The 24,948-nt window shown below is 53.9% G+C and carries 25 protein-coding genes; 5 read left to right on the top strand and 20 right to left on the bottom strand.

What is annotated here, in order from left to right; all coding sequences use genetic code 11:
• Nucleotides 1-289: 289 nt before the first annotated feature.
• From AAC086_RS13535 to AAC086_RS13515, 5 genes are all read right to left on the bottom strand, one after another.
• The gene (locus AAC086_RS13535; protein WP_339779329.1) at nucleotides 290-1,846 is read right to left on the bottom strand and encodes a TRAP transporter large permease subunit; all 1,557 of its coding nucleotides are present in this window, start codon (nucleotides 1,844-1,846) and stop codon (nucleotides 290-292) included.
• On the bottom strand, nucleotides 1,843-2,547 hold the full coding sequence (locus tag AAC086_RS13530) for a TRAP transporter small permease subunit (protein ID WP_339779327.1): 705 nt from the start codon (nucleotides 2,545-2,547) through the stop codon (nucleotides 1,843-1,845). Before AAC086_RS13530 ends, AAC086_RS13535 begins: the two co-directional genes overlap by 4 nt.
• Nucleotides 2,548-2,625: 78 nt before the next feature.
• Complete coding sequence (dctP, locus tag AAC086_RS13525) at nucleotides 2,626-3,741, bottom strand: TRAP transporter substrate-binding protein DctP (protein ID WP_339779325.1); 1,116 nt, start codon at nucleotides 3,739-3,741, stop codon at nucleotides 2,626-2,628.
• Nucleotides 3,742-3,922: 181 nt separating this feature from the next.
• The gene (locus AAC086_RS13520; protein ID WP_339779324.1) at nucleotides 3,923-4,345 is read right to left on the bottom strand and encodes a heme-binding protein; all 423 of its coding nucleotides are present in this window, start codon (nucleotides 4,343-4,345) and stop codon (nucleotides 3,923-3,925) included.
• Nucleotides 4,346-4,746: 401 nt separating this feature from the next.
• On the bottom strand, nucleotides 4,747-5,607 hold the full coding sequence (locus AAC086_RS13515) for a LysR family transcriptional regulator (RefSeq protein ID WP_339779322.1): 861 nt from the start codon (nucleotides 5,605-5,607) through the stop codon (nucleotides 4,747-4,749).
• A gap of 148 nt (nucleotides 5,608-5,755) precedes the next feature.
• On the opposite strand from AAC086_RS13515, the gene AAC086_RS13510 reads away from it, so the two are divergent.
• Complete coding sequence (locus AAC086_RS13510) at nucleotides 5,756-6,853, top strand: DMT family transporter (protein ID WP_339779320.1); 1,098 nt, start codon at nucleotides 5,756-5,758, stop codon at nucleotides 6,851-6,853.
• Nucleotides 6,854-6,923: 70 nt separating this feature from the next.
• Here the strand turns inward: AAC086_RS13510 and AAC086_RS13505 are convergent, their stop codons facing one another.
• The 4 genes from AAC086_RS13505 to fabI form a co-directional block, all read right to left on the bottom strand.
• The gene (locus AAC086_RS13505; protein WP_339779318.1) at nucleotides 6,924-7,391 is read right to left on the bottom strand and encodes a DUF2269 family protein; all 468 of its coding nucleotides are present in this window, start codon (nucleotides 7,389-7,391) and stop codon (nucleotides 6,924-6,926) included.
• 112 nt (nucleotides 7,392-7,503) lie between these two features.
• The gene (locus AAC086_RS13500) at nucleotides 7,504-8,124 is read right to left on the bottom strand and encodes a TetR/AcrR family transcriptional regulator (RefSeq protein ID WP_339779317.1); all 621 of its coding nucleotides are present in this window, start codon (nucleotides 8,122-8,124) and stop codon (nucleotides 7,504-7,506) included.
• A gap of 375 nt (nucleotides 8,125-8,499) precedes the next feature.
• Nucleotides 8,500-9,585 (bottom strand): chorismate synthase, encoded by a 1,086-nt coding sequence (gene aroC / locus AAC086_RS13495; RefSeq protein ID WP_339779316.1) that lies wholly within the window; start codon nucleotides 9,583-9,585, stop codon nucleotides 8,500-8,502.
• Between the two features lie 100 nt (nucleotides 9,586-9,685).
• Nucleotides 9,686-10,516 carry an enoyl-ACP reductase FabI gene (fabI, locus tag AAC086_RS13490; RefSeq protein ID WP_339779315.1) on the bottom strand — a complete coding sequence of 277 codons (831 nt, stop codon included), beginning with the start codon at nucleotides 10,514-10,516 and terminating at the stop codon, nucleotides 9,686-9,688.
• Between the two features lie 204 nt (nucleotides 10,517-10,720).
• On the opposite strand from fabI, the gene AAC086_RS13485 reads away from it, so the two are divergent.
• Nucleotides 10,721-12,106, top strand: a complete 1,386-nt coding sequence (locus AAC086_RS13485; RefSeq protein ID WP_339779314.1) for a YihY family inner membrane protein — start codon at nucleotides 10,721-10,723, stop codon at nucleotides 12,104-12,106.
• A gap of 156 nt (nucleotides 12,107-12,262) precedes the next feature.
• Here AAC086_RS13485 and AAC086_RS13480 read toward each other — a convergent pair whose 3' ends face one another.
• The 10 genes from AAC086_RS13480 to AAC086_RS13435 form a co-directional block, all read right to left on the bottom strand.
• On the bottom strand, nucleotides 12,263-12,712 hold the full coding sequence (locus tag AAC086_RS13480; RefSeq protein WP_339779313.1) for a universal stress protein: 450 nt from the start codon (nucleotides 12,710-12,712) through the stop codon (nucleotides 12,263-12,265).
• A gap of 204 nt (nucleotides 12,713-12,916) precedes the next feature.
• Nucleotides 12,917-13,585, bottom strand: a complete 669-nt coding sequence (locus AAC086_RS13475; protein WP_339779311.1) for a tetratricopeptide repeat protein — start codon at nucleotides 13,583-13,585, stop codon at nucleotides 12,917-12,919.
• The gene (locus AAC086_RS13470) at nucleotides 13,582-14,373 is read right to left on the bottom strand and encodes an SDR family NAD(P)-dependent oxidoreductase (RefSeq protein ID WP_339779309.1); all 792 of its coding nucleotides are present in this window, start codon (nucleotides 14,371-14,373) and stop codon (nucleotides 13,582-13,584) included. The genes AAC086_RS13475 and AAC086_RS13470 overlap by 4 nt, the downstream gene beginning before the upstream one ends.
• Nucleotides 14,363-16,381 (bottom strand): AMP-binding protein, encoded by a 2,019-nt coding sequence (locus AAC086_RS13465; protein WP_339779307.1) that lies wholly within the window; start codon nucleotides 16,379-16,381, stop codon nucleotides 14,363-14,365. Before AAC086_RS13465 ends, AAC086_RS13470 begins: the two co-directional genes overlap by 11 nt.
• A 2-nt stretch (nucleotides 16,382-16,383) precedes the next feature.
• Nucleotides 16,384-17,082: a thermostable hemolysin gene (locus AAC086_RS13460; protein ID WP_339779305.1), complete on the bottom strand. Its 699-nt coding sequence runs from the start codon at nucleotides 17,080-17,082 to the stop codon at nucleotides 16,384-16,386.
• Between the two features lie 112 nt (nucleotides 17,083-17,194).
• Nucleotides 17,195-17,728 (bottom strand): mechanosensitive ion channel domain-containing protein, encoded by a 534-nt coding sequence (locus AAC086_RS13455; protein ID WP_339779303.1) that lies wholly within the window; start codon nucleotides 17,726-17,728, stop codon nucleotides 17,195-17,197.
• An 84-nt stretch (nucleotides 17,729-17,812) separates the two neighbouring features.
• Nucleotides 17,813-19,309 carry an acetyl-CoA hydrolase/transferase family protein gene (locus AAC086_RS13450; RefSeq protein WP_339779301.1) on the bottom strand — a complete coding sequence of 499 codons (1,497 nt, stop codon included), beginning with the start codon at nucleotides 19,307-19,309 and terminating at the stop codon, nucleotides 17,813-17,815.
• A gap of 149 nt (nucleotides 19,310-19,458) precedes the next feature.
• Nucleotides 19,459-20,094, bottom strand: coding sequence for an alpha/beta family hydrolase (locus AAC086_RS13445; protein WP_339779299.1), 636 nt, complete (start codon nucleotides 20,092-20,094; stop codon nucleotides 19,459-19,461).
• 125 nt (nucleotides 20,095-20,219) lie between these two features.
• Entirely contained in the window at nucleotides 20,220-21,155 is a 936-nt protein-coding gene (locus tag AAC086_RS13440) for a J domain-containing protein (RefSeq protein ID WP_339779297.1), read from the bottom strand.
• Nucleotides 21,156-21,328: 173 nt separating this feature from the next.
• Nucleotides 21,329-21,808, bottom strand: coding sequence for an RT0821/Lpp0805 family surface protein (locus tag AAC086_RS13435; RefSeq protein WP_339779295.1), 480 nt, complete (start codon nucleotides 21,806-21,808; stop codon nucleotides 21,329-21,331).
• 139 nt (nucleotides 21,809-21,947) lie between these two features.
• Between AAC086_RS13435 and pdxH the strand changes: the two genes are divergently transcribed.
• A complete protein-coding gene (pdxH, locus tag AAC086_RS13430; RefSeq protein ID WP_339779293.1) occupies nucleotides 21,948-22,568 on the top strand; it encodes a pyridoxamine 5'-phosphate oxidase in 621 nt (206 codons plus the stop codon).
• Between the two features lie 130 nt (nucleotides 22,569-22,698).
• On the opposite strand, the gene AAC086_RS13425 is transcribed toward pdxH, so the two are convergent.
• Complete coding sequence (locus AAC086_RS13425) at nucleotides 22,699-23,004, bottom strand: metalloregulator ArsR/SmtB family transcription factor (RefSeq protein WP_339779291.1); 306 nt, start codon at nucleotides 23,002-23,004, stop codon at nucleotides 22,699-22,701.
• Nucleotides 23,005-23,444: 440 nt separating this feature from the next.
• Between AAC086_RS13425 and AAC086_RS13420 the strand changes: the two genes are divergently transcribed.
• Nucleotides 23,445-24,302: a universal stress protein gene (locus tag AAC086_RS13420; protein ID WP_339779289.1), complete on the top strand. Its 858-nt coding sequence runs from the start codon at nucleotides 23,445-23,447 to the stop codon at nucleotides 24,300-24,302.
• A 205-nt stretch (nucleotides 24,303-24,507) separates the two neighbouring features.
• Complete coding sequence (locus AAC086_RS13415) at nucleotides 24,508-24,678, top strand: hypothetical protein (RefSeq protein ID WP_339779288.1); 171 nt, start codon at nucleotides 24,508-24,510, stop codon at nucleotides 24,676-24,678.
• Nucleotides 24,679-24,948: the final 270 nt, after the last annotated feature.

The raw sequence follows: 24,948 nt of genomic DNA, 5'->3' as shown, positions 1-24,948 counted from the left end.
GATGGTGACGATGCAAAAACGGACCCCTATCCGTTATTTGCATTATCTATACTATAGCGACTTCTTTTTAAGCAGAAGTGCAAATTTAAACATACTTAAGGGTAGGTTTGGGGTTAAAGCATGATAGAGACTTAAAAAACCGCAAAAGTCGCCTTAATCTGTATGATGAGAAAGCGGGTATGTATCTGGACATAGAAAACCCCCGAAGTTGATGTCCAACTTTCGGGGGTCAGTTCAAAGTTTTGTACGGGTCTTTTTTTTGGTTTGCGATGGGGCGTTGATATTGCTGTTAATGCCCGTAAACCAGATTGGGCAGCCAGGTGACAATGCCAGGCAAAAGAATGCACATTGCCAAACCGAGGGCTTGCAGGGCAAGAAAGACCAGGGATGATTTAAAGATGGTCGCCATTGATATTTCCGGTGGGCAGACCCCGCGAATGTAAAACAGGGCATAGCCAAAAGGCGGGCTTAGGAATGACATTTGCATATTGACCAGATACAGCACACCAAACCACAGCACGACATCATCGCCCGCGACAGCAGGCAGGCCAAACAGGCCATCAAAGGTCAGCGCCTTGACGATGGGCACAAAAATGGGCACAGCAAGCAGCAATATGCCGACCCAGTCGAGAAACATGCCCAAAATAACCAGCAGCACCATTAGCAAAAACAAAATGCCGTAGGATGACATGCCGGTGCCAAGGATGGCTTCGGTGATGAAAGTCTGCCCCCCTTGCAGAATGTAAAACCCGACAAAGATTGACGCGCCAAACATGATCCACAACACCATCGCTGATGCCTTGAGCGTGCCGATCGAGGCTTCGCGAAGGGCGGTTAGCGAAAAGCGTTTATGCATCATGGCAACGATGACGGCCCCAAACGAGCCGATGCCTGCTGCTTCCACAGGTGTGGCAACACCGGCAAATAACAGGCCTAAAACCAGAAACACCAAAATAAGCGGCGCAATCAGGTCGCGCAGCAATCGTAACTTGTCGGCAAAGCTGATGCGTTCGGACACCGGTACGGGCGGCCCCAGTTTGGGGTTTTTAATGCTGCGGATCACAACATAGGCAATATACATGCCCGAAAGCAAAAGCCCCGGAATGACCGAGCCCAGATAAAGTTCCCCCACCGATTGCTGGGCGACCACGGCATAGAGAATGGCCAGAATGGACGGTGGAATAAGAATGCCAAGGGTGCCACCCGCCATGATCGATCCGATGGCGATTTGCGGGTCGTAATTGCGTTTTAGCATCGCAGGCAGGGCAATGATGCCCATGGTGACAACAGCAGCCCCGATCACCCCGACCATGGCGGCCAGAATGGTCGAGGCCAGAATGGTGGCGGCAGCCAACCCCCCACTTAGCCCGCCCAGCCATTTATATACCACGTTGAACATTTCTTCGATCAGGCCCGCGCGTTCCAGCATGGAGGCCATGAAAATGAACAGGGGAATGGCCGCAAGGTCTGAATTGGTCATCATGGGGAAAATGCGGCCGGGAATAATGTTTAACATGGTGGAATCCCCCACCAGATAGATAAACACCACGCCAAGCCCGCCAGTGACAAAGGCCAGCGGCAGGCCCATCATCAGAACCACCACCAATGACCCGAACATGATCCAGGTCAGCGAACTGATATCAACATTGGCAAGAATGCCCGCCGTGCGAAACAGGAAAACCTCGTCGCTCCAGGGATCGTAAAGCAGAATATTGATGACTTCGACAGTTACGACGAAAGCCGCCACAACCGACGCAATAATCAGAAGCCAGGTTCCGAATTTGCCCATGGCGCTGTTGTGGCGCGGGGTGCGGGGGACCGTTGGCGATGTTGCAGGTGAATTCATCGTGCGCCCTCCTTGCCCATTTCAACAAACAGCATGATGTCCTTGATCAATTTCGACAGCCCCGCCAGCAGCAGCAAAATCGCCCCTAACAGCATCATGCCTTTGACCGGCCAGTATTGAATGCCCCAGGTTTCAACCGTGGTTTCGCCCATATCAAAGGAATCGGTGAAAAACCGCAACGATGTACCGGCCAGTGCCAGCGCAAAGATAAAGAAGAAAACCGATGTAAAAATATCCATGCCAACACGGCCCCGGTCGGGCAGCAGGTTATAAACAATATCAACCCGGACATGCGCGCCGTGCAGCATGGCATAGGCCCCCGCCAGCAGATATTGCATGCCAAATAACAGGAACGATGCTTCATGCACCCAGATGGTGGGCATGTTAAACAGATAGCGCATCACCACTTCGAAAAAATAGAAAATCACGGTGTTGATCGTCCAGAACGCGATAAACAGGCCAGATTTTTCACTGGTGCAATCAATGATGCGGGTAACGATGTTGCCCTTGATGCCATAACGGATCAGCGGGTCTTCTTCGGCCAGCAGTTCTGCCGCCGGATCCTGGTGGTCCGGTTGCGGGCGCGTTTTTTTCGATTGCCGGTTTTCCCATGCAATCATGATCAGGGGCATGACGGCCAGCCACCCCCAATACAACCAATGCGGCATGACAAAGCCGAAACCTTCTTCAAGGCCAGACATGAATTCCTCCCACGCAAAAAGACGCCGGGGGCAGGGCAAACGGGGTGTTCCCGCCAAGCTGCCCCCGGTTTGACCAGATCAGAGCGATTGGCCTTTGATGTCATCGGGCGTGATATAACCGACGATGTCGTTCATCATGAATTCAAGCTGGAGTTTGAAAATCTCCTTGGCGTCGTCATTTTTATTGGCCCAGCGATACCAGACCGGGATGGCGGCACGGCGGAATTCCTGCATGTCCTGTGCGCTCAGGCGTGAAACTGTCGAGCCCGCCTGTTTGAATTTTTCCAGGGCTTCAACATTGCGTTTCTGGATGGTGACATAGTGATGCAGCGAATAGGCATGAACCTGATCTTCGACCAGTTGTTTCATCGGATCGGGAAGCTGGGTCCAGGCCCGCATGTTTACCGTCAGGTCCATCAGGTCAACCGGCTGGTAAACCGACATCACACCCGGGGGGCCAAACAGAATGTAATTGGTCACCTGGGCAAAGCCCAGATCCCAGTTCACGGCTGGTCCGACATAGTCGGCGGCATCAATGGTGCCTTTTTCAAGGGCGGGGAAAATATCCGATCCCGGCAGGCTGACAGTGGAAACGCCGAATTGCTCAAACACTTCGGCCACCATGCCGCCGGGCAGGCGAATTTTCATGCCTTTAAGATCGGCCAGGCTGTTGACCGGTTTTTTGGAATGGATGACGTTGGCATCGTGGTGGATTGGCCCGACATAAAACAGGCCATATTTTTTATAAATTTCGCGGGTTTTTTCCAGCATACCCAGGCCATAAAACATGGTGTCCCACTGGGCGGGCTGGTCTGGCCCGGCGGGGTAGGATGACAAAAACACCGATGCCGGTATTTTACCCGACCAATACAGGGTGAACGGGTTCATGGCCTGCAAAACGCCGGTTCTGACGGAATCAAAAAGGGCGTTGTTATCGGCGGCAACGGCCTTGGCCGGAAAGGGTTTAAAGATCAGCTCGCCGTTGCTTTTGTTGACCATATTGTTACACCATTCTTCAAACAAGGTGTAACCGACTGTGCCCGCATCCCAAACGGACTGGATTTTCCAGGTGGTGCCTGCGGCACGGGCCGGGTTGGACAGGAACGGCGCACTTACCGCCGCCCCCGCAGCGGCCAGTGTGGTGGTACGCAGAAAATTCCGGCGATCCATGCCGGTTTTGGTTACGTCACTCATCAGTTCTTCCTCCCTTTGAGGTAAAGGACGCATGCCGTGATTTTTTTGATCGGTCAGCGTCCGGGGTGAAATGGCGCAGTACGCGCCATTTCGTATTCTTCGATGGGCAGTCTCCCATTCCTTTATCGGGTGCCGCGCAGGGCTTTCGGTGCTGCGGCGTTATGTGTTTTGTGCGGCGTGTTTAAAGCTGGGCCAGAAAATGATCGATCCCGGCTTGCGCGCATTCCATATCCTGTTGCGGGGTGCCCGAACTTAGGCCGATACCGCCAACAACCTCGCCATCGACCGATACCGGCATGCCACCGCCCACAATGGACAGGCGCCCGCCGACCTCGGTATGGATACCAAAGGCAAGGCTGCCCGGCTGGGCCGATGCGTTGTAATCGTGGGTGGCCTTGCGGGCGGCGGCGGCGGTAAAGGCTTTGTCCTGGGCGATTACGGTGCTGGTTACCTTGCCGCCATCCATGCGTTCAAAGGCAATCAGCGTGCCCGATTCATCAACAATGGCGATGCACATTGGTACGCCAATTTCTGTGGCTTTCGCCCGTGCGCCATCGATCAGTATTTTTGCATCATCAATTGAAAGGCGTTTGATCGTTAGCATGGAGTCTCCGATATCGTCATAAATATGTGGTGCAAGGTAAAGCGGGTTTTGCACCTTGCGTTCAAGGGATCGACACAGACGAAACCGTCACACCAAAATATTGGTGCGACTGCTTTTTGCCGGTTGGCTCTGTGCCGGGCTTTTGCCTCGCTGTGATGGTTGTCTGTCAGGAACGTAACATTCAGATCGATCATCTCAACTTTGACGCAACTATTTTGTTTATCAAATTCTATTTGAAGGTCTTTCATTGACGCAAATGTTTTAAATTTGCTTTTCACATCGTGGAAAGATTTCAGGGTGCATTCAGGAGCATTGCCAGGTTTTCATTTTGATGAAAACCGATTAAGGCATTGGTTATAAATTGAATTATGGGCATGTTCCGGCGTGTGTTGGCGCACAGGTCAGGCCGCGTGATTTTCGCGGCCCAGGGCGGAAATGGCACTAAGTGCCAGGTCGCGCAGGGCGGGGCTGGCCTGATCGCGTATTTTTAACGCAATATCGATGTGGGGCAATTGCGGCAGGTCGGCATTTTTGACCACAAAAAGGCCCTCATGGCGGGCCGTGCAGGCGGGCATCACGCCAATGGCATGGCCGCCCCGAACGGCAGTGACCAGCATGGAATTGGCGTTGCTGCTGTGGCTGATGCGATGTGCGATGTCATCGCGGCGCAGGGCGGCAAGGCCATAGCGGCGAACCGAACACGCATCATGGTAAACCGCAACCGGCAGGGGGCGCTGGTGGACGGCAAATTCCGGCTGCGCGACCCATACCAGCGGTTCGGAAATAACATGAAGGCTGGTGCCGTCGGGGTCGGCTGTCATGATGGCAAGGTCCAGTTCGCCCTGTGCCACCCGTTTGCCAAGATCGATGCTATAGCCGGAATGACAGCTGATTTCGGTTTGCGGCAGGCGCCGGGCCGCAGAGCGTAAAATTTCGGGCAGGAAAATTGCGGCATAATCATCGGGCAGGCCAATGCGTAACAGGGGCGGGGCGCCGTCAAGCAGGTCGGCGACCATACGGTCATTCAGGCCGATAATGCCTTCGGCATAGGATTTCACCACAAGGCCGGTTGCGGTCGGCATGATTTGGTTACGGTGGCGCGATATCAGGGCTGTGCCAACCGTTTCTTCCAGGCGTTTGATTTGCTGGCTGATGGCGGGTTGGGTACGCAATAAAATTTCGGCGGTGCGGGTGAAACTTTGTGTCTCCAGCACCGTCAAAAAGGTTCTTAGCCAGTCAATATCGACATTTAATAACGCCATAAGGGATTGTTATTTCCGCTATAAGCCAAACCGATTTCCCTTTTGCCGGTCGTACTGGCACTGTGCCATCACGCCCGCAAGGATATTCTATCAATCTGGCGGGTGTCGCGCATTATGACAATGTTTTTCATCGTGAAGGTCCCGCTCAATGCATCATCCTGTCTGTATCCCTGCGTCGCAGCACGGCGATGAAGCCCCCTTAACCGCAAGCACAACCGAGGCAGCCAGTATTAAGGAACAGGGTGGGGCAAGACCGGCCCAATCCCAAGCCCAAGCGCCTGAGGCATCGCATGGCCCCGACCAAGGGCAAATGCAGGTCGCCATGATCTGGCCGGTTTTGGGGCTGTTGCTGGCGGCCAGCCTGATGGGGCTGGGGCCAGTTTTTGTCCGTCTATCGGGTGTTTCGGCCGAAGCATCGGCCTTTTGGCGGGCGATGCTTGCTGCCCCGGTTTTCCTGATCGCAAGCCAGATACTGGCTTTGCCGCTGGTAGGAGGCGACAAGGATCGCCAGGTAAGGACCGGTATGGCTGCGGGCCATAAAGCCGCACCCCGCACACCGCGCAAGACCGGGCTTTTGATTGTCGCCGGGGTACTGTTTGCCGCCGATTTGATGTTTGCCCATCTTGCCATTGGTCTGACAACGGTTGCCAACGCAATTTTGCTAAATAATCTCGCCCCGCTTTTTGTCGGTTGTTTTGGTTTGCTGGGGTTGGCGCGGCGTCCCAGCCGCCGTTTCTGGCAAGGCTTGCCGATTGCCATGGTCGGCGCGCTGTGCCTGTTTTTTGCCAGTTCGCGGGGCAGTGGGTCGGTTTACGGTGATGCGTTGGCCCTTGTTGCGGCTGGCTTTTACGGTGCGTATTTCGTCGTGATCGCCCGTTTGCGCCAGGATCATTCCGCCTTGCAGATCATGCTCTGGAGCACAGTTGTCACCGCGATTGTATTGGCAGCCTATATGATGGTGTTTGATGGCACCATTGGTATGCCGTTAATGGCCGGGGGCTGGCTGGCATTATGCGGGTTGGCATTTTTAACCCATATTGGCGGCCAGGGCATGGTGTCGGTCTGTTTTAAACGGGTGGATGAAGCGACCGGGTCGATCATTTTGCTGTGGCAGCCTTTTATGTCGGCATTGCTGGGCGCGCTGGTTCTGGGCGAGGTTTTAAACCCCTGGCATGGTTTGGGGGCGGTGTTTGTGATGGCGGCGGTGGCTTATATTACGGTCTTTCGTCGGCGTCGGGCGGTTTGATGCACAAAGCCTTCCCTAACATAGCGGACAGGGAAGGCTTTGTTGGTTTTCAGGTTGGTACGGTAGGTACTTACGGATTAAGCATCAACCATAATGTAATGATCGGCAAAATAACGGCGATGGCACCCAGAAAATTCCAAAGTCGGGTGGCACGATAATAGGTATCGGGCAATGTTGGTTCGTTATGTTTGGCCGCCATGTGCGAAAGGTGCGCCATGCGGCGTTGCAGCGGGATCAACCCCAAAAGCCAGATCACAGCGGCAATCATGAACAGGAAAATGCCGCTTTGCAGGTTAAAGCGTGCGGCAAGGTCAATGCGTGCGGCGTGATACATGCCAAGCCCGCCGATCGCAATTAACAGCACCCCGCTGGCGGTAAAGGCCAGGTCGGTGATTTTGATCATGCGGCAGGAAAACGCGATGATGGCAGGGGTGCGGGTGCGGTCGGCGGCATTTTTCCATACCGCACTGATAATGATATTGCCCAGAAATAGCACCACGCCGAGAAGATGAATGAATTTTACGAAAACGAAATCCATGAGGATGCCTTTGATTGCGCGAAAATGGTGCGGTATGGCGTTGCTTTGTGTGCTTTGGGCGCGATACCAGCGGGCAGAATGCCAGAACCATGACCAAAACGGGAAACGGTTCTTATCGGATGGCGGCTTGCAGGCTGGCAGGAATGCCCAAATCTTCGGCCAGAAGGCCAAAAATGAATTGGTGTAACGGCTGATCCAGCGGTGGCGATATCATGCCATCAATTACCAGGGTGGCAATGCCATGCGCCCGGCTCCAGGCGGCAAGGGCGCGGTTATAGGCATTGGCAGCATCGGCCAGGGTCATATCGCCGCGCTGGTCCAGATTGGTAACGGATCGTTGCAAAATATCAAATACATTGTCGGCGGCATCGCGCAGTTCGGGATATTGGTCCAGCGGCGGGCGCTCGCGGCCAAAAATCAGGCGAAAATGCTGCGGATGTTCGATGGCAAATTCGACATAGGCCACGCCTAGCGCCATGATGCGTTCTTCGTGCGGCAGGGCAAGTTTGGCGGTTTCTTCCAGCCGGTCGGCAAAGCTATTCAGGGCGGCAATCGCCACTGCCGCCAAAATGCCATCCTTACCATCAAAATGGCGATAGGGTGCGGCTTCGGAAACGCCGGTCAAACGCGCAAGACGACGCAAAGACAATCCGCCCGGGCCTTCCTCGCGCAGGATGGTTTCGGCTTCGCGCAGCAATACATTGCGCACGTCGCCGTGATGATATTTGCTCATATGCTCGTGTCATTTTTATATATGTTAATAATGTTAACATATTCAATGTAGCCGCGATGGTCAAGCAGAAATACCGCAGAAATCAGCCTTTTCTTGCCAGGTGAAAAACCAGAATACGCGAAAATGATGGCGCTTTTACACGGGCATCTTACCGCTGGTTCAGGTCGTTGTTTGCAGGGCTTTTTTTGATGCGATGGTGCGGGGAAAGATGTTTTAGCGGGCAGTAAAGGCATGTGGAAGGGCAAAATTTTCTGCCCGGTTAAAGGAAATATGCTCTAATCCCGGCATCGCGATACAAAAAAGGCAGGGCGTTTGCGGCCCTGCCAAATGATGTGTGTGCGATCCCTGCCTGTTTGATCCGGGGCGAATTTGCGATCAGGCCCTGTTCCAGCCTTCACACTGCGCGCGGTGACGCAAAAGGTGGTCGGCCAGCACGATGGCGGCCATGGCTTCGCCAACCGGTACGGCGCGAATGCCTACACAGGGGTCGTGGCGGCCTTTGGTCACCACATCCACATCCTTGCCTGCGGTATCGACGCTGTGACGCGGTTGCAGGATGGAACTGGTGGGTTTAACGGCAAAGCGAATAACAACGTCTTCGCCCGACGAAATACCGCCCAGAATGCCCCCGGCATGATTGGACATGAAAACAGGCTTGCCATCTTCCATGCGCATTTCATCGGCATTTTGAATGCCGGTCAGTTCGGCGGCTTCAAAGCCATTACCAATTTCAACACCTTTGACGGCATTGATCGTCATCATGGCTTTGGCCAGGTCGGCATCAAGTTTGTCATAAATCGGGTCACCCAACCCAACCGGCACACCAGAGCACACAATTTCAATCACCGCCCCAACCGATGATCCATCCTTGCGCAGGCCATCGAGATATTCTTCAAAAACCGGCACGGCCTTGGCATCGGGGGTAAAGAACGGGTTGTTGTCAATTTCGTCCCAGTTCCAGTTGGCGCGATCAATTTCCTTGGTGCCCATTTTAACCAGGGCACCGCGAATTTTGATATTGTCGCCCAGAATTTTGCGGGCAACGGCACCGGCAGCTACCCGCATGGCGGTTTCACGCGCCGATGAACGGCCGCCACCACGATAATCGCGAATGCCGTATTTTTCCCAATAGGTGTAATCGGCATGACCCGGGCGGAACTGGTTTTTAATTTCGCCATAATCCTTGGACCGCTGATCGACATTTTCAATTAACAGGCCAATCGGGGTGCCGGTGGTTTTGCCTTCAAACACACCTGAGAGGATTTTAACTTCGTCAGGTTCGCGGCGCTGGGTGGTGAAGCGCGACTGGCCGGGTTTGCGTTTTTCAAGATATTTCTGAATATCGGCTTCGCACAGGTCAAGACGCGGCGGAACCCCGTCTACCACACAGCCAATCGCCGGGCCGTGGCTTTCGCCAAAGGTGGTAAAGCGAAACAGGGAACCAAAACTGTTGCCAGCCATCAGAGATATCCAGACTTTAAGGGGTTAACGATGGGGGGCAGACAAAACGGGTCGCCCGTTGGCGACCCGGTCGTGCCCGGGAGATGAAATGCAACCGCAATCAGGGTTTGTTGATTGTAATATCGGGGGCATCAGGCTGTTTCATGCCAACGGTGTGATAACCGCAATCGACATGATGGGTTTCACCCGTGACACCCGATGACAGATCCGAGAGGAAATAAAGCCCCGCGCGACCGACATCATCAATCGTCACATTGCGCCGCATCGGTGAATTATATTCGTTCCATTTCAGAATATAGCGGAAATCGCCAATCCCCGAAGCTGCCAGGGTTTTGATCGGCCCGGCGGAAATGGCGTTAACACGGATATTATCCGGGCCAAGGTCGTTGGCCATATATTTAACGCTGGCTTCAAGGGCAGCTTTGGCAACACCCATGACATTGTAATGCGGCATAACCTTTTCTGCCCCGTAATAGGACAGGGTCAGCATCGCGCCACCACTGGTCATCATTTTTTCGGCGCGCTGGGCAACCGCTGTAAATGAATAAACCGAAATATTCATCGACATGGCGAAATTTTCGGGGGAGGTGTCAAGATAACGCCCCCGCAGTTCGTTTTTGTCGGAATAGCCAATGGCATGAACGATGAAGTCAATTGTGTCCCATTTTTCCTTCAGGACATCAAAAGCCGCATCAATGCTGGCGGGATCACTGACATCGCAGGGCAGAACAATGTTACTGCCAATGCTTTCTGCCAGTGGGCGAACACGCTTCCCCAAGGCATCGCCCTGATAGGTGAATGCAACTTCACCCCCCGCAGCGGCTACGGCACGGGCAATGCCCCATGCAATCGATTTATCGTTGGCGACGCCCATAATCAGGCCTCGCTTACCGGCCATCAGGCCTGAAAAATTATCGGCGGACAGGCTCATTTTTCCTCTCGTTCAGGCGCTCTCTCTCCGTATCTGCTGGCGTGCCCGGTCAAGGCGGCAACCGATACTGGAAATATTCAATATTATTCGTATCCTACACAAAGCCCGGCTAAAATCAATCTGGCCTGTTTTATCTTTGCGGGGCACGTTATTCTATGTCGCTTATCTCACTATAGCCGGAAATTGCACAGGATTAAGCGTTTAATGGTGAATTGGCGAAAATTGCTGGATGATCGAACCGGGTTTTGGCGCTATGCGTTCATTCGGTTCTTGCATGATAAATCGCCGCAACGCGCCAGTGCCCTGTCTTATACGACATTGCTGGCAATGGTGCCTTTTTTGGCAATCGCCTTAACGGTGCTATCGGCTTTCCCTGTGTTTGACCAGTGGAAAGACCAGATAATGGGGCTGGTTTTCAGCAATTTTTTACCGCAAACCGGGTCCGAAGTTGCCAATTATCTAAGCGGGTTTCTGAAAAATACCGGTCAGATGACGGCAATTGGCACGGTCGTGCTGGGATTTACCGCGGTAATGCTGCTCGGTTCGATTGAAACCGTGATGAATGATGTGTTTCGGGTCAATACCCCGCGCAAGCTGTTATCGCGGATGGTGGTGTTTTGGACTTTGATTACGGTGGGGCCGCTATTGCTGGGGTTAAGCCTGTCGATAGCATCCTATATTTTTGCCATGCGCCATATCATTGGTGGCGACGCCCTTGATGCGCAAATTGGCCAGTTGGGGTTTCTTGCCCCGTTCTTTTTATCGTCTGTTGCTTTTACATTGCTGTTTTTGGGGATGCCTAACCGGTCTGTCGTCATTCTGGACGGGATGGCAGGCGGGGTTGTTGCCGCTGTGTTATTTGAGGCCCTGAAAAAGGGGTTTGGCCTGTATGTCAGCACCTTTCCCACCTATCAGACCCTTTATGGTGCGGTCGCCGTGGTGCCGATTTTCCTGATCTGGATGTATTTGACCTGGATGGTGATTTTGCTGGGCGCGCAGGTGGCTGCTGCCCGGTCGGAATGGCGGGCTGCACGGGCCGCAGGCCTGGTGCCTGATCCGCGTGGCGTCGTGCCGGGCCATACTGAACGGTTGATTGCGGTTTTGAAATTGCTGGAATATTTGCAATTGCGGTTTCAAAACGCCGAATCACCCCCCAGCTATCGCCGTTTATTGGCGGATTTGAAAATGGGGGGCCGGGACCTTAACTGGGCACTGGCCGCCTTGCGCCGCGAAAATCTGATAGACCGCAGCGAGCAACATCGCTGGCTGCTATCGGGGGATTTATCCCGGTTAAAGCTGGGACAGTTAATGACCAGGCTGGGCCTGTTTCTTGATCATGACCGTTTGTTGCTGGTGGATGTGCAAAGCGGCTGGCCCGGACTGGTGCGCGATAAATTGCTGGCGCTGGAAGATGCCCGCAAGGGGATGCTGGATGTGTCGGTCAGTGAGTTGTTCCAAAGCCCGCGCCCGCAAGACAAGGTGCCCAAAGTCCTCGAAAACAGCGAAAACAGCGAAAATAGTGATGATAGCGACAAGAGTGCACCATCGCCTGATATCGAACCAGCCGAAATGAACCGTCCGTCTGATTAGCGATGGATCGACAACGTGCTGGCGGGGCAACGCCCGCTTGTAGCTGGTTTTTTTGCCTGGTTGGTCGGGTGTTTGTAAAATGCCAAAATGCCGGTTGCATGTGCGACCGGCATTTGTCTTTGAGGGCTGATGCAAGACCCGTACGGGTCTTTACAATTATGCCGGGGTTTCCGGTGTTGGTGCGATGGCAATCAGGATGCTGCATTTGGCATTTGCCAACAGGGATGCCCCGGTTGATCCGCTCCACCAGCGCGACAGCGTACCTTGTTCGCGGTGGCCCACCACAACCAGGTCGGCCTTGATCGCATCTGCGACGCGGCTAATTTCACCTGCAGGAATGCCGTTTTCCAGCCGCGTTTCAACGGCCAGTCCCATGTCTTGCAACTTGGCCTTGCCTTCGTTCAGGCTTTCCTGAATATCGGCCAGCATCCGGTCTGGCAGGTCAGACGGAACGGCGGCTTCGGCATAAATAACCCCGATGTCAGGTGCCAGAACCGCAAGAAGACAGACTTCGGCCTGGCACATAATAGCCAGCTCAGCCCCTTGTTTCAGCGCGGCCCGGCCTTCTTGGCTGCCGTCATATGCAAGCAGGATTTTTTTGTACATTTTAAGCATTCCGTTCTGAAAGGCTGGTGGGAACAACATGTTAACGCAAGTGTGCTGTCCTGCCAATATCAACCGCCAGATACCGGGGTAATATCGACGGTTCCAAGCCGAACGGCCTGTCTGTATTTGGCGCAAAGCCGGTTCCGGGCGGTTCACCAGCAAGGAGGATGCCGCCCGGAAATTCAGATCGGAAAGTTGCGGTGTCTAGTTGGCAAGTGCTTTGTCAATTTCGGCAAGTGCCTGTTTGATTTCCTGACGGCGGCCGGCATCCGCATCGGGACGTTCGGGGCGATCAGGGGCGGCAAGGGCATGTTGAAAATAGGTGCGCGCTTCTTTGTAGCGTTTGTCTTGCAACAGAAAATCGCCATAAAAGTAGTTCGGGTCAATACCGTCCGGGTTAATGGCCAGCGCCTTTTTTAGAAATTCTTCGGCCTTGGTGTTGCTGCCAAAGGCAAGCGGCCAGCCCGGAACCTGATAATAAAGCGATCCAAGTGATGTATAGGCCGAACCGTTCAAGGCATCCGGGTTGATCTTGATGGCCTGTTCAAACAAAGCGCGGGCATCGCGGACTTTGCCAAGGGCGGACAGGCCTTGATCAAGCCCGGCATCGGTCGAAAGAATGATGCCTTTCCAGATCATGGCTTCGGGGCTGTCGGCATATTGCAGCGCCAGGGCATCGGCTGTGGTTTCAAGCTGATGAATGGCACCAAGTTGCTGATCTTTGTCCGGGGTTTGATATTTGATACGCGCCCAGTCGTGCTGAATCTGTGAAATGCTGTCCATCAGGGGGCTGTTGGCGGGCGCTGCGTGGGCGATTTGCGCCCCCAGTGTCACAAGACATGCGCAGGCCAGGCTGGCAAAACGGATTTTCATGCCTGTTTTCTTTCTTCTGGAAGGTTTGATGTGCTTGATGGCAACGCAAAGGCGGGCTGTTGTGCCTCGCGCTCAAGGGCAAGAATGTCTTCGCCCAGCATAAGGTTTTTGTGCAGGCCCTTGTCGATCAGGGCGGGAAATAGCGCATTAAGAATGGCAAAGGCACGTTCGGGCCAGCCAATGCGGACGTCCGTTTCGCGCCGTTCAATGGCCCTGACAATGCGCTGAGCCACTTTTTGCGGGTCATCTTCGCGGGTTTTTGTCCGCTGGTTCAGCAAACCTGCATTGCCCTTGTTCATGGCCGTTTTAACGGCACGCGGGGCAATGTGGGTAATGGCAATACCATCATGGATGACCTCGCGGCGTAACGCATCGCTAAAGCCTTTCAGCCCCGATTTTGCCGCAACATAGCCCGAAAAATGCGGCAAGGGGATCAGCCCGGTCATAGAACCGACATTGACGATCTGCCCGCTTCCGCGCCAGCGCATGGCGGGCAGGGCAGCTTGTGACAAGCGCATGGGGACCAGCAGGTTTAACGTCAGCAACAGGGTGTAGTCCTGATCTTCGGCCCGGTTAAAATCGTTAAGACCTGCCATATTGATCAGGATGTCGGGGGTGTGCTCATGCAGCATCTGGCAGGTGGCATCCAGCGTTTCATGCAGGTTGCCAAGGCGTGCCCTGTCATACACAACAACAATGGCCCCCTGCGCACGCAGCAGTTCCACAAGGGGGACGCCGATGCCGCCGGTGCCGCCGGTGATAAAAACCGTTTTGTCCTTAAGCGACATCAAGCACCTCCTGGTTATGGGGAATGGCGCGAAACAGGTTTGCAAACAGGCGGAAGGTGTTTGTTGCGACCTCGATAATGGCGGCCTGATCGTCGGGGTTGGTAACCTGGTTGACGGTTTTTTCGAAGAATTTCATGTGTTCGATATCAAGCGCCCCATGCGAAAACAGATAGGTGAAGGCTGATTTTGGCAGGTCAAGGCCGTTCATCACCGCATCGGCACCCATGCTGGCGATCTGGGTGGATGTGCTTTCAAGCATGAAGACCATGCCAAGAAACCCGACCGGGTTTTTGCGGGTGATGTAATCGTAATTATAGGCAACCATCACCTGGGTTTCGAGGTTGGGTGTCGCCTTGCGCGCGGCATTGCGGTCGCCCCCGGCGGCATCAATATCATTGAGGATCCATTCTTCATGGCCTTCTTCCTCGTCGAGATATTCAATGATTGCCTTGTGCAACCAGCGTTTTTCGTCGGGCAGGTGGCTGCCCATACTCATCAGGAAGGGAACGGTATGTTTGACGTGGTGAAAGGCCTCGGTCAGATAGGCGATATAGGTGGTGCGTGAAATGCGCCCTTGCAGCCCGTCGACAAGCTGGGGAACACGATAGAGGTCTGCGCGGGCCGGGGCGGTTTGTGCAACCAGGTGGTCGTAAAAATTCATCGGGGACTCCTTGGCGGACAGGAAAGATGCATAATGCTGAAGAATATTTTTCCGGCGCGGGCGGCCTGTTCCGGTCAGACAGCCATTTGCAACCGTAAACGGGTTGACGATGCGGATATGTTTGATCCGGGCGTAATCTGGAAGGGTGGTGTTGGCCGTGGCGACACTTGCTGTAACATCGGCATGGGGGCCGGACGGCACGATCAGTGCACTTAGATGCGGGGCGCCGTCGCCATAAACAATGGCCTGATAAATAGCGGGTTGTGCCAGCAAAACAGATTCCGGCCATTCAGGCGAAATATTGCGCCCCATCGAGGTAATCAGCACGTTTTTTCGTCGCCCGGTAACATGGACAAAGCCGTCCTCGTCAATGTGGCCAAGGTCGCCTGTCGCATGGCTTTGTGGGGCGGTTTCGCCCAGATACCCAAGAAACCCGGGATCGCGAATAACAATTTCGCCGTTAATGATGTGGGCCTGCACATGCGGCAGAAGGCCGCCGGTTGTGCCAATGCTGTCATGGCCAGGGAAATTCATTGAAACCACCGATGCACATTCCGACAGACCGTACCCTTCATAGACCGGCAGGCCCAGGCTGCGGGCTTTTCGCACCAGTTGCGGGTCCACCCGCGATCCGCCAACGGCCAGAAATTCAAGGCTTGGCAGCGGCCCCTGTTTGATGACCTGAAACATCAAGGCGCGCAAAAGTTCCGGGACCAGAATGGCCGATGTGGCCGCACTTTTCTTAAGCTGGTGGTGCAGGTTTGAATAGTTTTCGCCAAAGTCGCCAAGCGGGGTGAGGACAATGGTGCATCCTGCCATTAAGCCGCTATAGACCCCGGCAACATTTTCAAGCAGCACGGCAAGCGGTAGCACACAGGCATGGGTGCCGACAAAATCGTTGCCCAGCATCGTCTGGATGGACTGCGCAACATTTTCCATCGCCGATACCGGCAGGCAGACGCCCTTGGGGGTGCCGGTAGTGCCCGATGTAAAGGTTATTTTGGCTGTTCCAGTGGGAATGGCCGCAGACGGGGATTGCCCGGTTGCCGATAGGCCCGCCGGACTGATCATATGGGTGATGCCTGCCTGGGCAATTGTGTGGCTGATTTGTTCCGGGGTAAAAAACGGCGGGATCGGCACGCAGACGGTTCCAGATTTAAGGGCTGCCAGATCCCACAACAGCCAGTCAATCGTGTTATCGAGTGCCAGTCCGAGAACGGCGACATGCGATAGTTGCGTGCTGTAATCCTCGATCTGATCGATCAGGTCGCCATAGGTGAGTTCGCGCTTGGCACAACGCAAGGCAACGGTGCTTGGGGTGTGGGTATGAATGTGGGAAAACAGCATGATCAGCCTTCACCATTATGTTTAAGTTGAAGATGGAGGCGGGGGCGAATATGGGTGTATTCGGCGCCCAGCAGTTTTTGCAGGCGTTGATAGCCGTCGGCGATGGAGCCAGACAGCACATGGGGCTGTGTGGTGTAATAACAGCCCCATCCTGTGTCGGTATCTTGCAGGCGAGAGGGATCGGCCGACGCATGTTGGCGGGGGTTTAACCCCATTTTATGAAGCCTTTTTTCAAGGCTGCCAGTGCCGGTGACAATCGCGTGGGTAAAGCCGTTATGATGCAGATAGGCTGACAGGGCCGCGAATAAAAACGCCGATGCCCCGCTGCCAGATGCGGCAAGGTTGCCGATTTCAACAATTTGATGACGCGGCACAGCCAGGATGTTTTCAACCGGGGCCGGAAGGTATTGTTCAAGAAACAGCGGCCCGTGCCCGGCCGAGCGAAATCCGAGGGCGGCCACAATACGTCCTGTATTGTCACGCACACTCATCAGGTTGCCATACTGAATCTTGAGTGCGGCGTCATAGGCATCGGCATAGATATTGGCGATGAATGTTTCCACTTCCGGCCGTTCCGCTGCAAGAACGGTCAAGACGGAAATGGCACAGGCGTGCATTTGCAAATGATCCAGAAAGCCGCGCTTTTTGATTTTCATCCTGGCAGCGAGAAGGCCATTTTCATGATAGGTCAGGTTGAGCATGCGAAAAGCGCCCCTGCATTGTGACAGGGGCATTCTGCGGGGCGCTGCTGACAGTAACCTGAAAGAATTGTGTCAGCAGGGGGAAAAGATGCGGGCCGTGCCGGGGGACGTTTCAGGTTTTGTCTGAAACGGATGTTTTCAAGGGCAAATTGACATCGCTGCTGCGCAGATGCAGGTCGCGCTGCGGGAACGGAATTTCGATATTGTTATCCTTGAAGGCATCCCACACATTTAGCAGCACTTCGCTGATAATGTTGCCGCGCCCGTTTTGCGGGTCGTTGATCCAGAACCGTATTTCCAGATCGATCGAATTATCGCCAAAACCGCGTAAAAGTGTGTTGGGGCCGGGCGTTTCCAATACCCGTTTGCATTTGGCCGCCGCCGCATTGCAAAGCGCAATCGCCTGGCGCGGGTCGTTGTTATAGGAAATGCCAACCTGCACTTTCAGGCGAAGCTGAACGTCGGAATGGCGCCAGTTTTCGACCTGGTTGGTAATCAGGTCTTCGTTGGGGATCAGAAATTCGGTGCCGTCCCGGGTGCGAACGGCGGTGTAACGTGCGCCAAGCGACTGAATCCAGCCAAAGGTATCGCCAATGGCAATCACGTCGCCCGGTTTGATCGATCGGTCCAAAAGCAGGATCAACATGATTGGCCCCGCAACCAAAAAGGACGCCCGGTTTGGAGCGCCCTTTGCATGGTCAAATGTTATATTCCCGAGGTGGTGCCAGTCTCAGGCATCGGGTTTCATGGTGCCATGCTGGCGAAAGTTGCTGTGCCAGGAAAAGGCTTCTTCGATCAGGTGCGGGGTGTGGCCGCCCCGTTCTGCGGCCCGACGATAATAATCGGCCAGCTCATCGCGGTAGGACGGATGGGCGCAATTGGCGATGATGGTTTGGGCGCGTTCACGCGGGGCCAGACCGCGCAAATCGGCCAGGCCGATTTCCGTGATCAGAATATCCACATCGTGTTCGGTATGGTCAACATGGCTGACCATGGGGACGACGCTGGATATTTTGCCATCCTTGGCAATCGATTTGGTGACGAAAACCGACATATGGCCGTTGCGGGCAAAATCGCCCGATCCGCCAATGCCATTCATCATGTGCGTGCCGCCGACATGGGTGGAATTGACATTGCCGTAAATATCAAATTCCAGGGCCGTATTGATGCAGATAAGCCCCAGGCGCCGGATCACTTCGGGGTGGTTGCTGATTTCTTGCGGGCGCAAAATAAGTTTGTGCTTATAGTGCGCCATATCGGTAATGACCTGCTGGTATTTGGCCTGTGACAGGGTGATTGATGACCCGGAGGCGAAATCGAGTTTTCCGGCATCAAACAGATCGAAGGTCGAGTCCTGTAAAACCTCGGAATACATTTTCAAACTGTGAAACGGCGTGTCGATAAAACCATGCATGACAGCGTTGGCAATGGTGCCAATACCCGCCTGCAAGGGCTGTAATTCGTTGGTCAGGCGGCCCAGGCGAACCTCGTTGCCCAGAAATTCGGCCAGATGCCCGGCAATATTACGGGTGCCATCATCGGGCGGCAGAATGGTCGAGGAACTGTCGCGTTTTTCGGTAACGACGATGGCGGCAATTTTGTCGGGATCAATCGGAATAAACGGGAAACCGACCCGGCTTTCGGGGGACACAACCGGGATTGGCTGGCGGCTGGGGCGGCGCGACGGAATATAGATATCGTGCAGACCTTCCAGCGTGTCGGACTGCGACAGGTTAATTTCGACAATCACTTTGTCGGCCAAAATGGCAAAGCTGGCCGAATTGCCCACCGAGGTTGTTGGAATAATGCCGCCCTGTTCGGTAATCGCAACCGCTTCGATCACGGCAATATCGATCGCGGGGATTTGATGCGTGCGCAACTGTTCGACGGTTTCAGACAGATGCTGGTCAATAAACATCACTTCGCCCGCGTTAATCGCCTTGCGCAGGCCAGGATCTGCCTGAAACGGAATACGACGCGACAGCACATGGGCCTCGGCCAGGGTTTTGTCGAGGTCATTGCCCAGTGACGCACCGGTCATCAGCGTGATTTTAAAGGGGTTGATCCTGGCCCGTTCGGCAAGCGCCATCGGAACGGCTTTGGCTTCGCCCGCGCGGGTAAAGCCGCTCATGCCCACTGTCATGCCATCCGTGATCAGACTGGCGGCTTCTTCGGCACTAACGACACGATCCCAAAACCGCAGATGACGAATTCGCTTACGATGCATAGAGACTTCCTTTGCGCGCAGATCAATGACGTTTGTTCAACAATTAAATGACCAAAGGTCATAAAAGGTGTGAAAAAATTGCGGAGCTGCCACTATTTTTCGCATTGCTAATATAAAAGCAAGGCCGATAGCAGATTGATTGTGAACGATCAGGTGCGTGACAGGGCGGGGTTTTGTAAAAAAGCATGAATGGCAAGGCCGCAATCAAGCAGGTTCTGTGCCGTATTGCGGCCTGATGCTTTGCGTGGGGTAAAATCGTGATTGCCGTCTTCGACCCAGTGCATTGAAATGGCAGGGGAAAGGGCATATGTGGCAATTTCATCGGGTGAGCCAAACGGATCACGGGTGCCATGGCACATAAGGGCTGGTGTCTTTAATGTTTGCAAATGCGCGACCCGCAATTTTTCGGGTTTGCCCGTGGGATGAAACGGATAACCCAGACACAGCAAGGCTTTTACATTTTCATCATCGGCAATCATGCTGGCGATGCGTCCGCCCATGGATTTACCACCGATCACCAGTTTTTCCGGCGTGCCGATGTGTTGGATCACGGCGCGGTAAGTGTCAATCAGAACCGGGGCGCGGTCCGGGGGGCGTTTTTTGCCATCAATGCGGCGTTTTGCCATATAGGGAAATTCAAAACGCGCGATGCGATGGCCATGTTTCGTCAACCGTTCCGCCATATCATTCATAAAAGGGCTGTCCATCGGCGCCCCTGCGCCGTGGGCGAGAACGATTGTCAGCGCCGCTGTTGGCGGGCCATTCCATAAAATATCATTGGTCATGGAGGCTCCGTTTTTAAGGCCAACCTGGTGCCTGTCATTGTCGGGGGAAGGGGCCGAGCCGCGTGAAATGGCAACGGGCCGTTACAAATGCCTGTTTGTAACGGCCCGGTTTTTAGCAGGGTGTTTTACGTGACCTGGCGAACTGAATAGGGGTGGTCGCGGGACCATTTTTCAATGAAATCGATCAGTTCCCGGTCGCGTTTCTCTGGCAGTTTGACGGTCAGGTGAACATATTGGTCGCCACGGCTTTTGCCGCGATCAAAGGGTGCCCCCTTGCCGCGCAGGCGCATGGTGGTGCCGCTATTGGCATTGGCCGGTATCTTCATCGACACCTTGCCATCAATTGTTGGCACCTCGATTGATCCGCCGACAATGGCCTCGGGCAATGAAATTGCCAGTTCACAATGCAGGTCGTTGCCTTCACGGCGAAACTGCGCGTCGGTATGCACATGCAGCTTGATCAGGGCATCGCCCGCATCGCCGCCATGCATTCCTGCCATTCCCTGATTTTTCAGGCGCAGGGTCTGTCCGTCCTCGCTGCCTGGTGGAATGCGAACTTCCAACTGTTTGCCGCTGGCAAGGTTGATGCGTTTGATCGTGCCCATCAGGGCTTCTTTTAAATCAAGGCTCAGTTCGTAGGAAATATTGGGGCCTTTAACGCGGGTGTCGCGATTGCCGCCAAATCCGCCGCGTGCGCCGCCGCGATTACCAAAAATTTCTTCAAAAATATCTTCGGCATTGCCGCCGCCAAACCCGAACGGGTCGCGACCGGCACCGGCACTGCTGCGATAAGTACCGCCACCGCCGCCCGCACCCGCATGGCCAAACGGCCCGGTATCGCGTCCATCGGCGTCTATTTCGCCATTATCATATTTTTTTCGGCGTTCGGCATCGCCCAGCAAATGGTATGCGGCGGAAACTTTTTTGAATCTTTCTTCAATTTTGCTGTCATCCGGATGAAGGTCCGGGTGAAGTTCGCGCGCAAGTTTGCGATAGACTTTTTTAATCTCGTCCTGCGAGGCCGTTTTGGTTACGCCAAGGATCTTGTATGGGTCCTGCATTGCCAGCCTGGTTGGAAAAGGTGAAACACTGGGCCGAAAACGGATTTATCGGCACCGGCCTATTATTAACGGGTCTTTGCTGTGATCGTAAGTGTTTTTGCAATTTTTACCCAACATATACAAAAACGGCGCAGGGCAAATGCGCTGCGCCGTTTTGCCTGAATGTCGGGTCGTTAATTGACGACTTTCCATGTGCCATCGGGCTGGCGACACGCCGTGCCATAGGCTTGTTGTTTTTCGCCAGCAACGACAACAGTTTGCTGGTATTCGCGGCAATACTGATCGGTTGCCGGTTTTTGATAGGTCCGGGTCGGGGTAATGGTCCCTGAATTGCCGCTATCAGGGTTGGCCCAGGAACTGGTCTGGCCGACCGGCGCGGTTTCAAGGGTGTGCTGGGTGGTGTTTTTCATCATTGCCCGGTCGGCATTGTCTAGCGACTTGCCGATTTCGCTGCCAATCATGGCACCGGCAAGTGTCCCCAATGCCACGCCAACCAGCTGGCCTTTACCTTTGCCGAACTGTGCGCCTGCAACAGCACCGCCAACGGCACCCAAAAGGCCGCCTGCGGTTTGTTTGTTACCCTGGCCTTCGGCACAGCCCGCCATTAAAAATGTGCCAAGCATCACGGGGATGATAAAAAAACGTGCTTTCATTATATTCATGCCTACCTTGTCTTTACTGTCCCAACCGATATGTATGTAAGATGGCGGACTGGTCTTGTACTACGTTCCTGTCTGTCGCAAGATCACAACCAGTTGAACCTGATACCTTGTCAAAGGACCGTTTAGTGTAATGGACGAGAAAATTACGACAAAAATTGGGCATGTTGCCCATAATGATCCGTTCGACTTGTTTGATGTGTGGTTCCGCGAGGCGAAAAACAAGGAAGATACATATCCTGATGCCATGACTTTGGCGACAGCAGATGCGCAGGGGCGGCCTTCTGCGCGGGTTGTGTTGCTTAAGGGGTTCGATCCCGAAGGGTTTGTATTTTATACCAATTATGAAAGCCGCAAGGGAAGCCAACTGAGTGAAAATGCCTATGCGGCATTGTGCTTTCATTGGAAAAAACTGGAACGTTGCGTCAGAATCGAAGGGCCAACCGCCAAAGTCGGTGATGCCGAGTCGGATGCCTATTTTCAGTCGCGCGCGCGCGGCAGCCAGATTGGGGCCTGGGCATCGGTTCAGTCGCGTCCGATGTCTGGCCGGTTCGATCTGGAAAAACGGGTGGCAGAATTTACGGCCAAATTCGGCTTTGGCAAGGTGCCGCGCCCGGAACATTGGGGTGGTTTTCGCCTGGTGCCCGACCGGATCGAATTCTGGTCCGAAGGAACGTTTCGCCTGCATGATCGCCAGCTTTATACCCGTGATGCCCAAGGGGCTGGCTGGCTGGTGGAAAAGTTGTTTCCCTAAAGTATATTAAAGGAAATATGCTTTAAACAACCCGGCTGCACCGCAGGTTGCGCGTTTGCGGTGCAGCGCGGCTTTTCTTTCAGCTGAAAATGCGTGGAAATTTTCAGGAATGCGCAGTTTTTTGGGGTGGTCAGGTTTTTTCCGATGAACAGAAGGCTTCTTGCAAAACAAGGATCACCTTCATCACATTCGGGTCTTTGATGGAATAATAGATGGTTTGTGCATCGCGCCGCGTTTTCACCAGCCCGTCGCGGCGCAACCGGGCCAGATGCTGTGACAGGGCGGATTGCTTAAGCTGCAATTCGCCTTCCAGCGTGCCAACCGACTTTTCGGTCGAGCCCAGCGAGCACAAAATCATTAATCGCCACTGATTGCCCAGTGATTTGAGAAATTCTGATGCCTCAAGTGCGTTGTTGTACAATTCGGTATAGTTCATGAGTTTCGATCTTGGCCTGTAGGCTTGTAAATGTGCAAAGTGGTTTTGGGTGCTCTATCGAAAGCAACGATAATTTTCGATAAAATGTCATGCTTTTCGCCGGTTAGCACATTTAATGTTATCGTTTTGGTACGTTGGCTAAAATTAAAGCGGAAATTGTGCCGTTGGAGTTGCTTTTTATGCTGACAGGGTACGCAAAACCATCATTTATTCAGATTGTGTCTCGCAGGCCAAATGACAACGTGGCGCTCAATAATTTGCATTTTTTCGGCTTGGGGCGCAGATTTGACAAATTCGAAAGTTTTGATTTCTAACAAAGACGACACAGAGAATTGGCGTGATACTGTATTTTTCAAGGATGCTTGCGCCTCTGTTTTGAAAATTTTGCTCGACAGGGCTGCTTATGTATCAGGTTCAACGCGAATGTGGAGTATTTAACCATGGCTGTACGTACGATTTTGGCTCCGGTCGCTGGATCGGATATGGACCGGCGGGTTCTTTCGCTGGCATTTAGTGTCGCCCGGCGCTTTGATGCCCATCTGGAAGTTTTGTTTGTTGCCCCCGAACCACAGGATGTTATTCCGATTGTGGGTGAGGGAATGTCTGGCCTGATCATTGAAGAAATGATGGGGGCGGCTGAAAAGGAAACCAAAAAACGCCTGGCAAATGCCGAATCCGCCTATTTGGTTGCACGAGAGGCTGCCGGTATTGCGCAAGCCGATGCCCCGCAGGCGACATTGCAGCCAACCTGTGCCTGGCGGCGCGATGATGGCCGCGAGGATGAAACCGTTGCCCGGCGCGGGCGTTTGTTTGACCTTGTGGTGATTGGGCGCGACCCGCGTGAAGCCGCCGCGTCGCTGACCTTTGATGCCTGCCTGATGGAAACCGGGCGACCATTGCTGGTCACCCCCGAAGTTATTCCGGCTGATGTTGGTGCCAAGGTGATGATTGCCTGGAATGGCGGGGTCGAGTCTGCCCGGGCGGTAACATCGTCCATGCCGCTATTGCGCCAGGCCAGCGAGATTACCATCGTTAGTGTCGGCGAGGTGCCCCATGGGCGGGCAACCGCACAAGCCCTTGCAGATCAGTTTGTTTGGCATGGGGTGAAGGCTAATGTTGATTTGCGGCCAGATCAGTCCAACGTTGCCGCGGCCTTGATGGATGCGGCTGAAAAATGTGGTGCCGATAGCATTGTATTGGGGGCTTACAGCCATTCCCGGTTCAAGGAAATGATTTTGGGCGGTGTGACCCAGGATATGCTGGCAAAGTGTTCCTTGCCGCTGTGGATAATGCATTGACGTAAACGTCACCCATGTTGTTGAAATTTAATCATAAAACCGGATCTCGGGTGTGATGATGAAAAAAAGGCGCAGTTTTCGGCGCCTTTTTTGTTGCGCCTGCGAACAAAAAGGATCAGGGTTTGGGTAATTATTACAAAAAAATGTCCTAGGGATTGCGGGTGAACCGCGTCCCGGAGAAATGTCTGGCGAGGGGGTTATCCCAATGTTGTCTTTGCGCGATGTTATCGATTTCGCTGTAATGTCCGAAGAACTGGCGTCTGAAATTGCCGAAACCGCACAATTACCCGATCTGGGTGCTGTTTTTGCACGGTCGTCACACAAGGTTGTCGAGGCTGTTGCCCCTTGTGGTGCGAGCGATATCGACACCGAATAATCCGGCACATTGCACGTAATACCAGTTTTCGATGAGAACAACTCATTGAGAACCAGTCAGGCGCGACGGCACCGCGCGGCCTGTGCATGTTGAAATGGCGATTTAAAACAGATCAAACTGGTTGGTAGAAACAAAATTCGCGCCGGGTGGGGGTGGGTTTTGTGTCGTGGCCTTGTTTCAGGCCAGAAGATGGTCGGGATTTGTGCCGGGGCCGGAGATGTGCCGGGATGGCGATAGATCAGATCGGCCATGTCCAGTGCCAGTCTGGTC

Source organism: uncultured Thalassospira sp., assembly GCF_963976115.1.
Lineage (GTDB): Bacteria > Pseudomonadota > Alphaproteobacteria > Rhodospirillales > Thalassospiraceae > Thalassospira.
The sequence above is the reverse complement of the archived record's forward strand: the minus strand, read 5'-3'. Positions and strand labels throughout refer to the sequence as shown.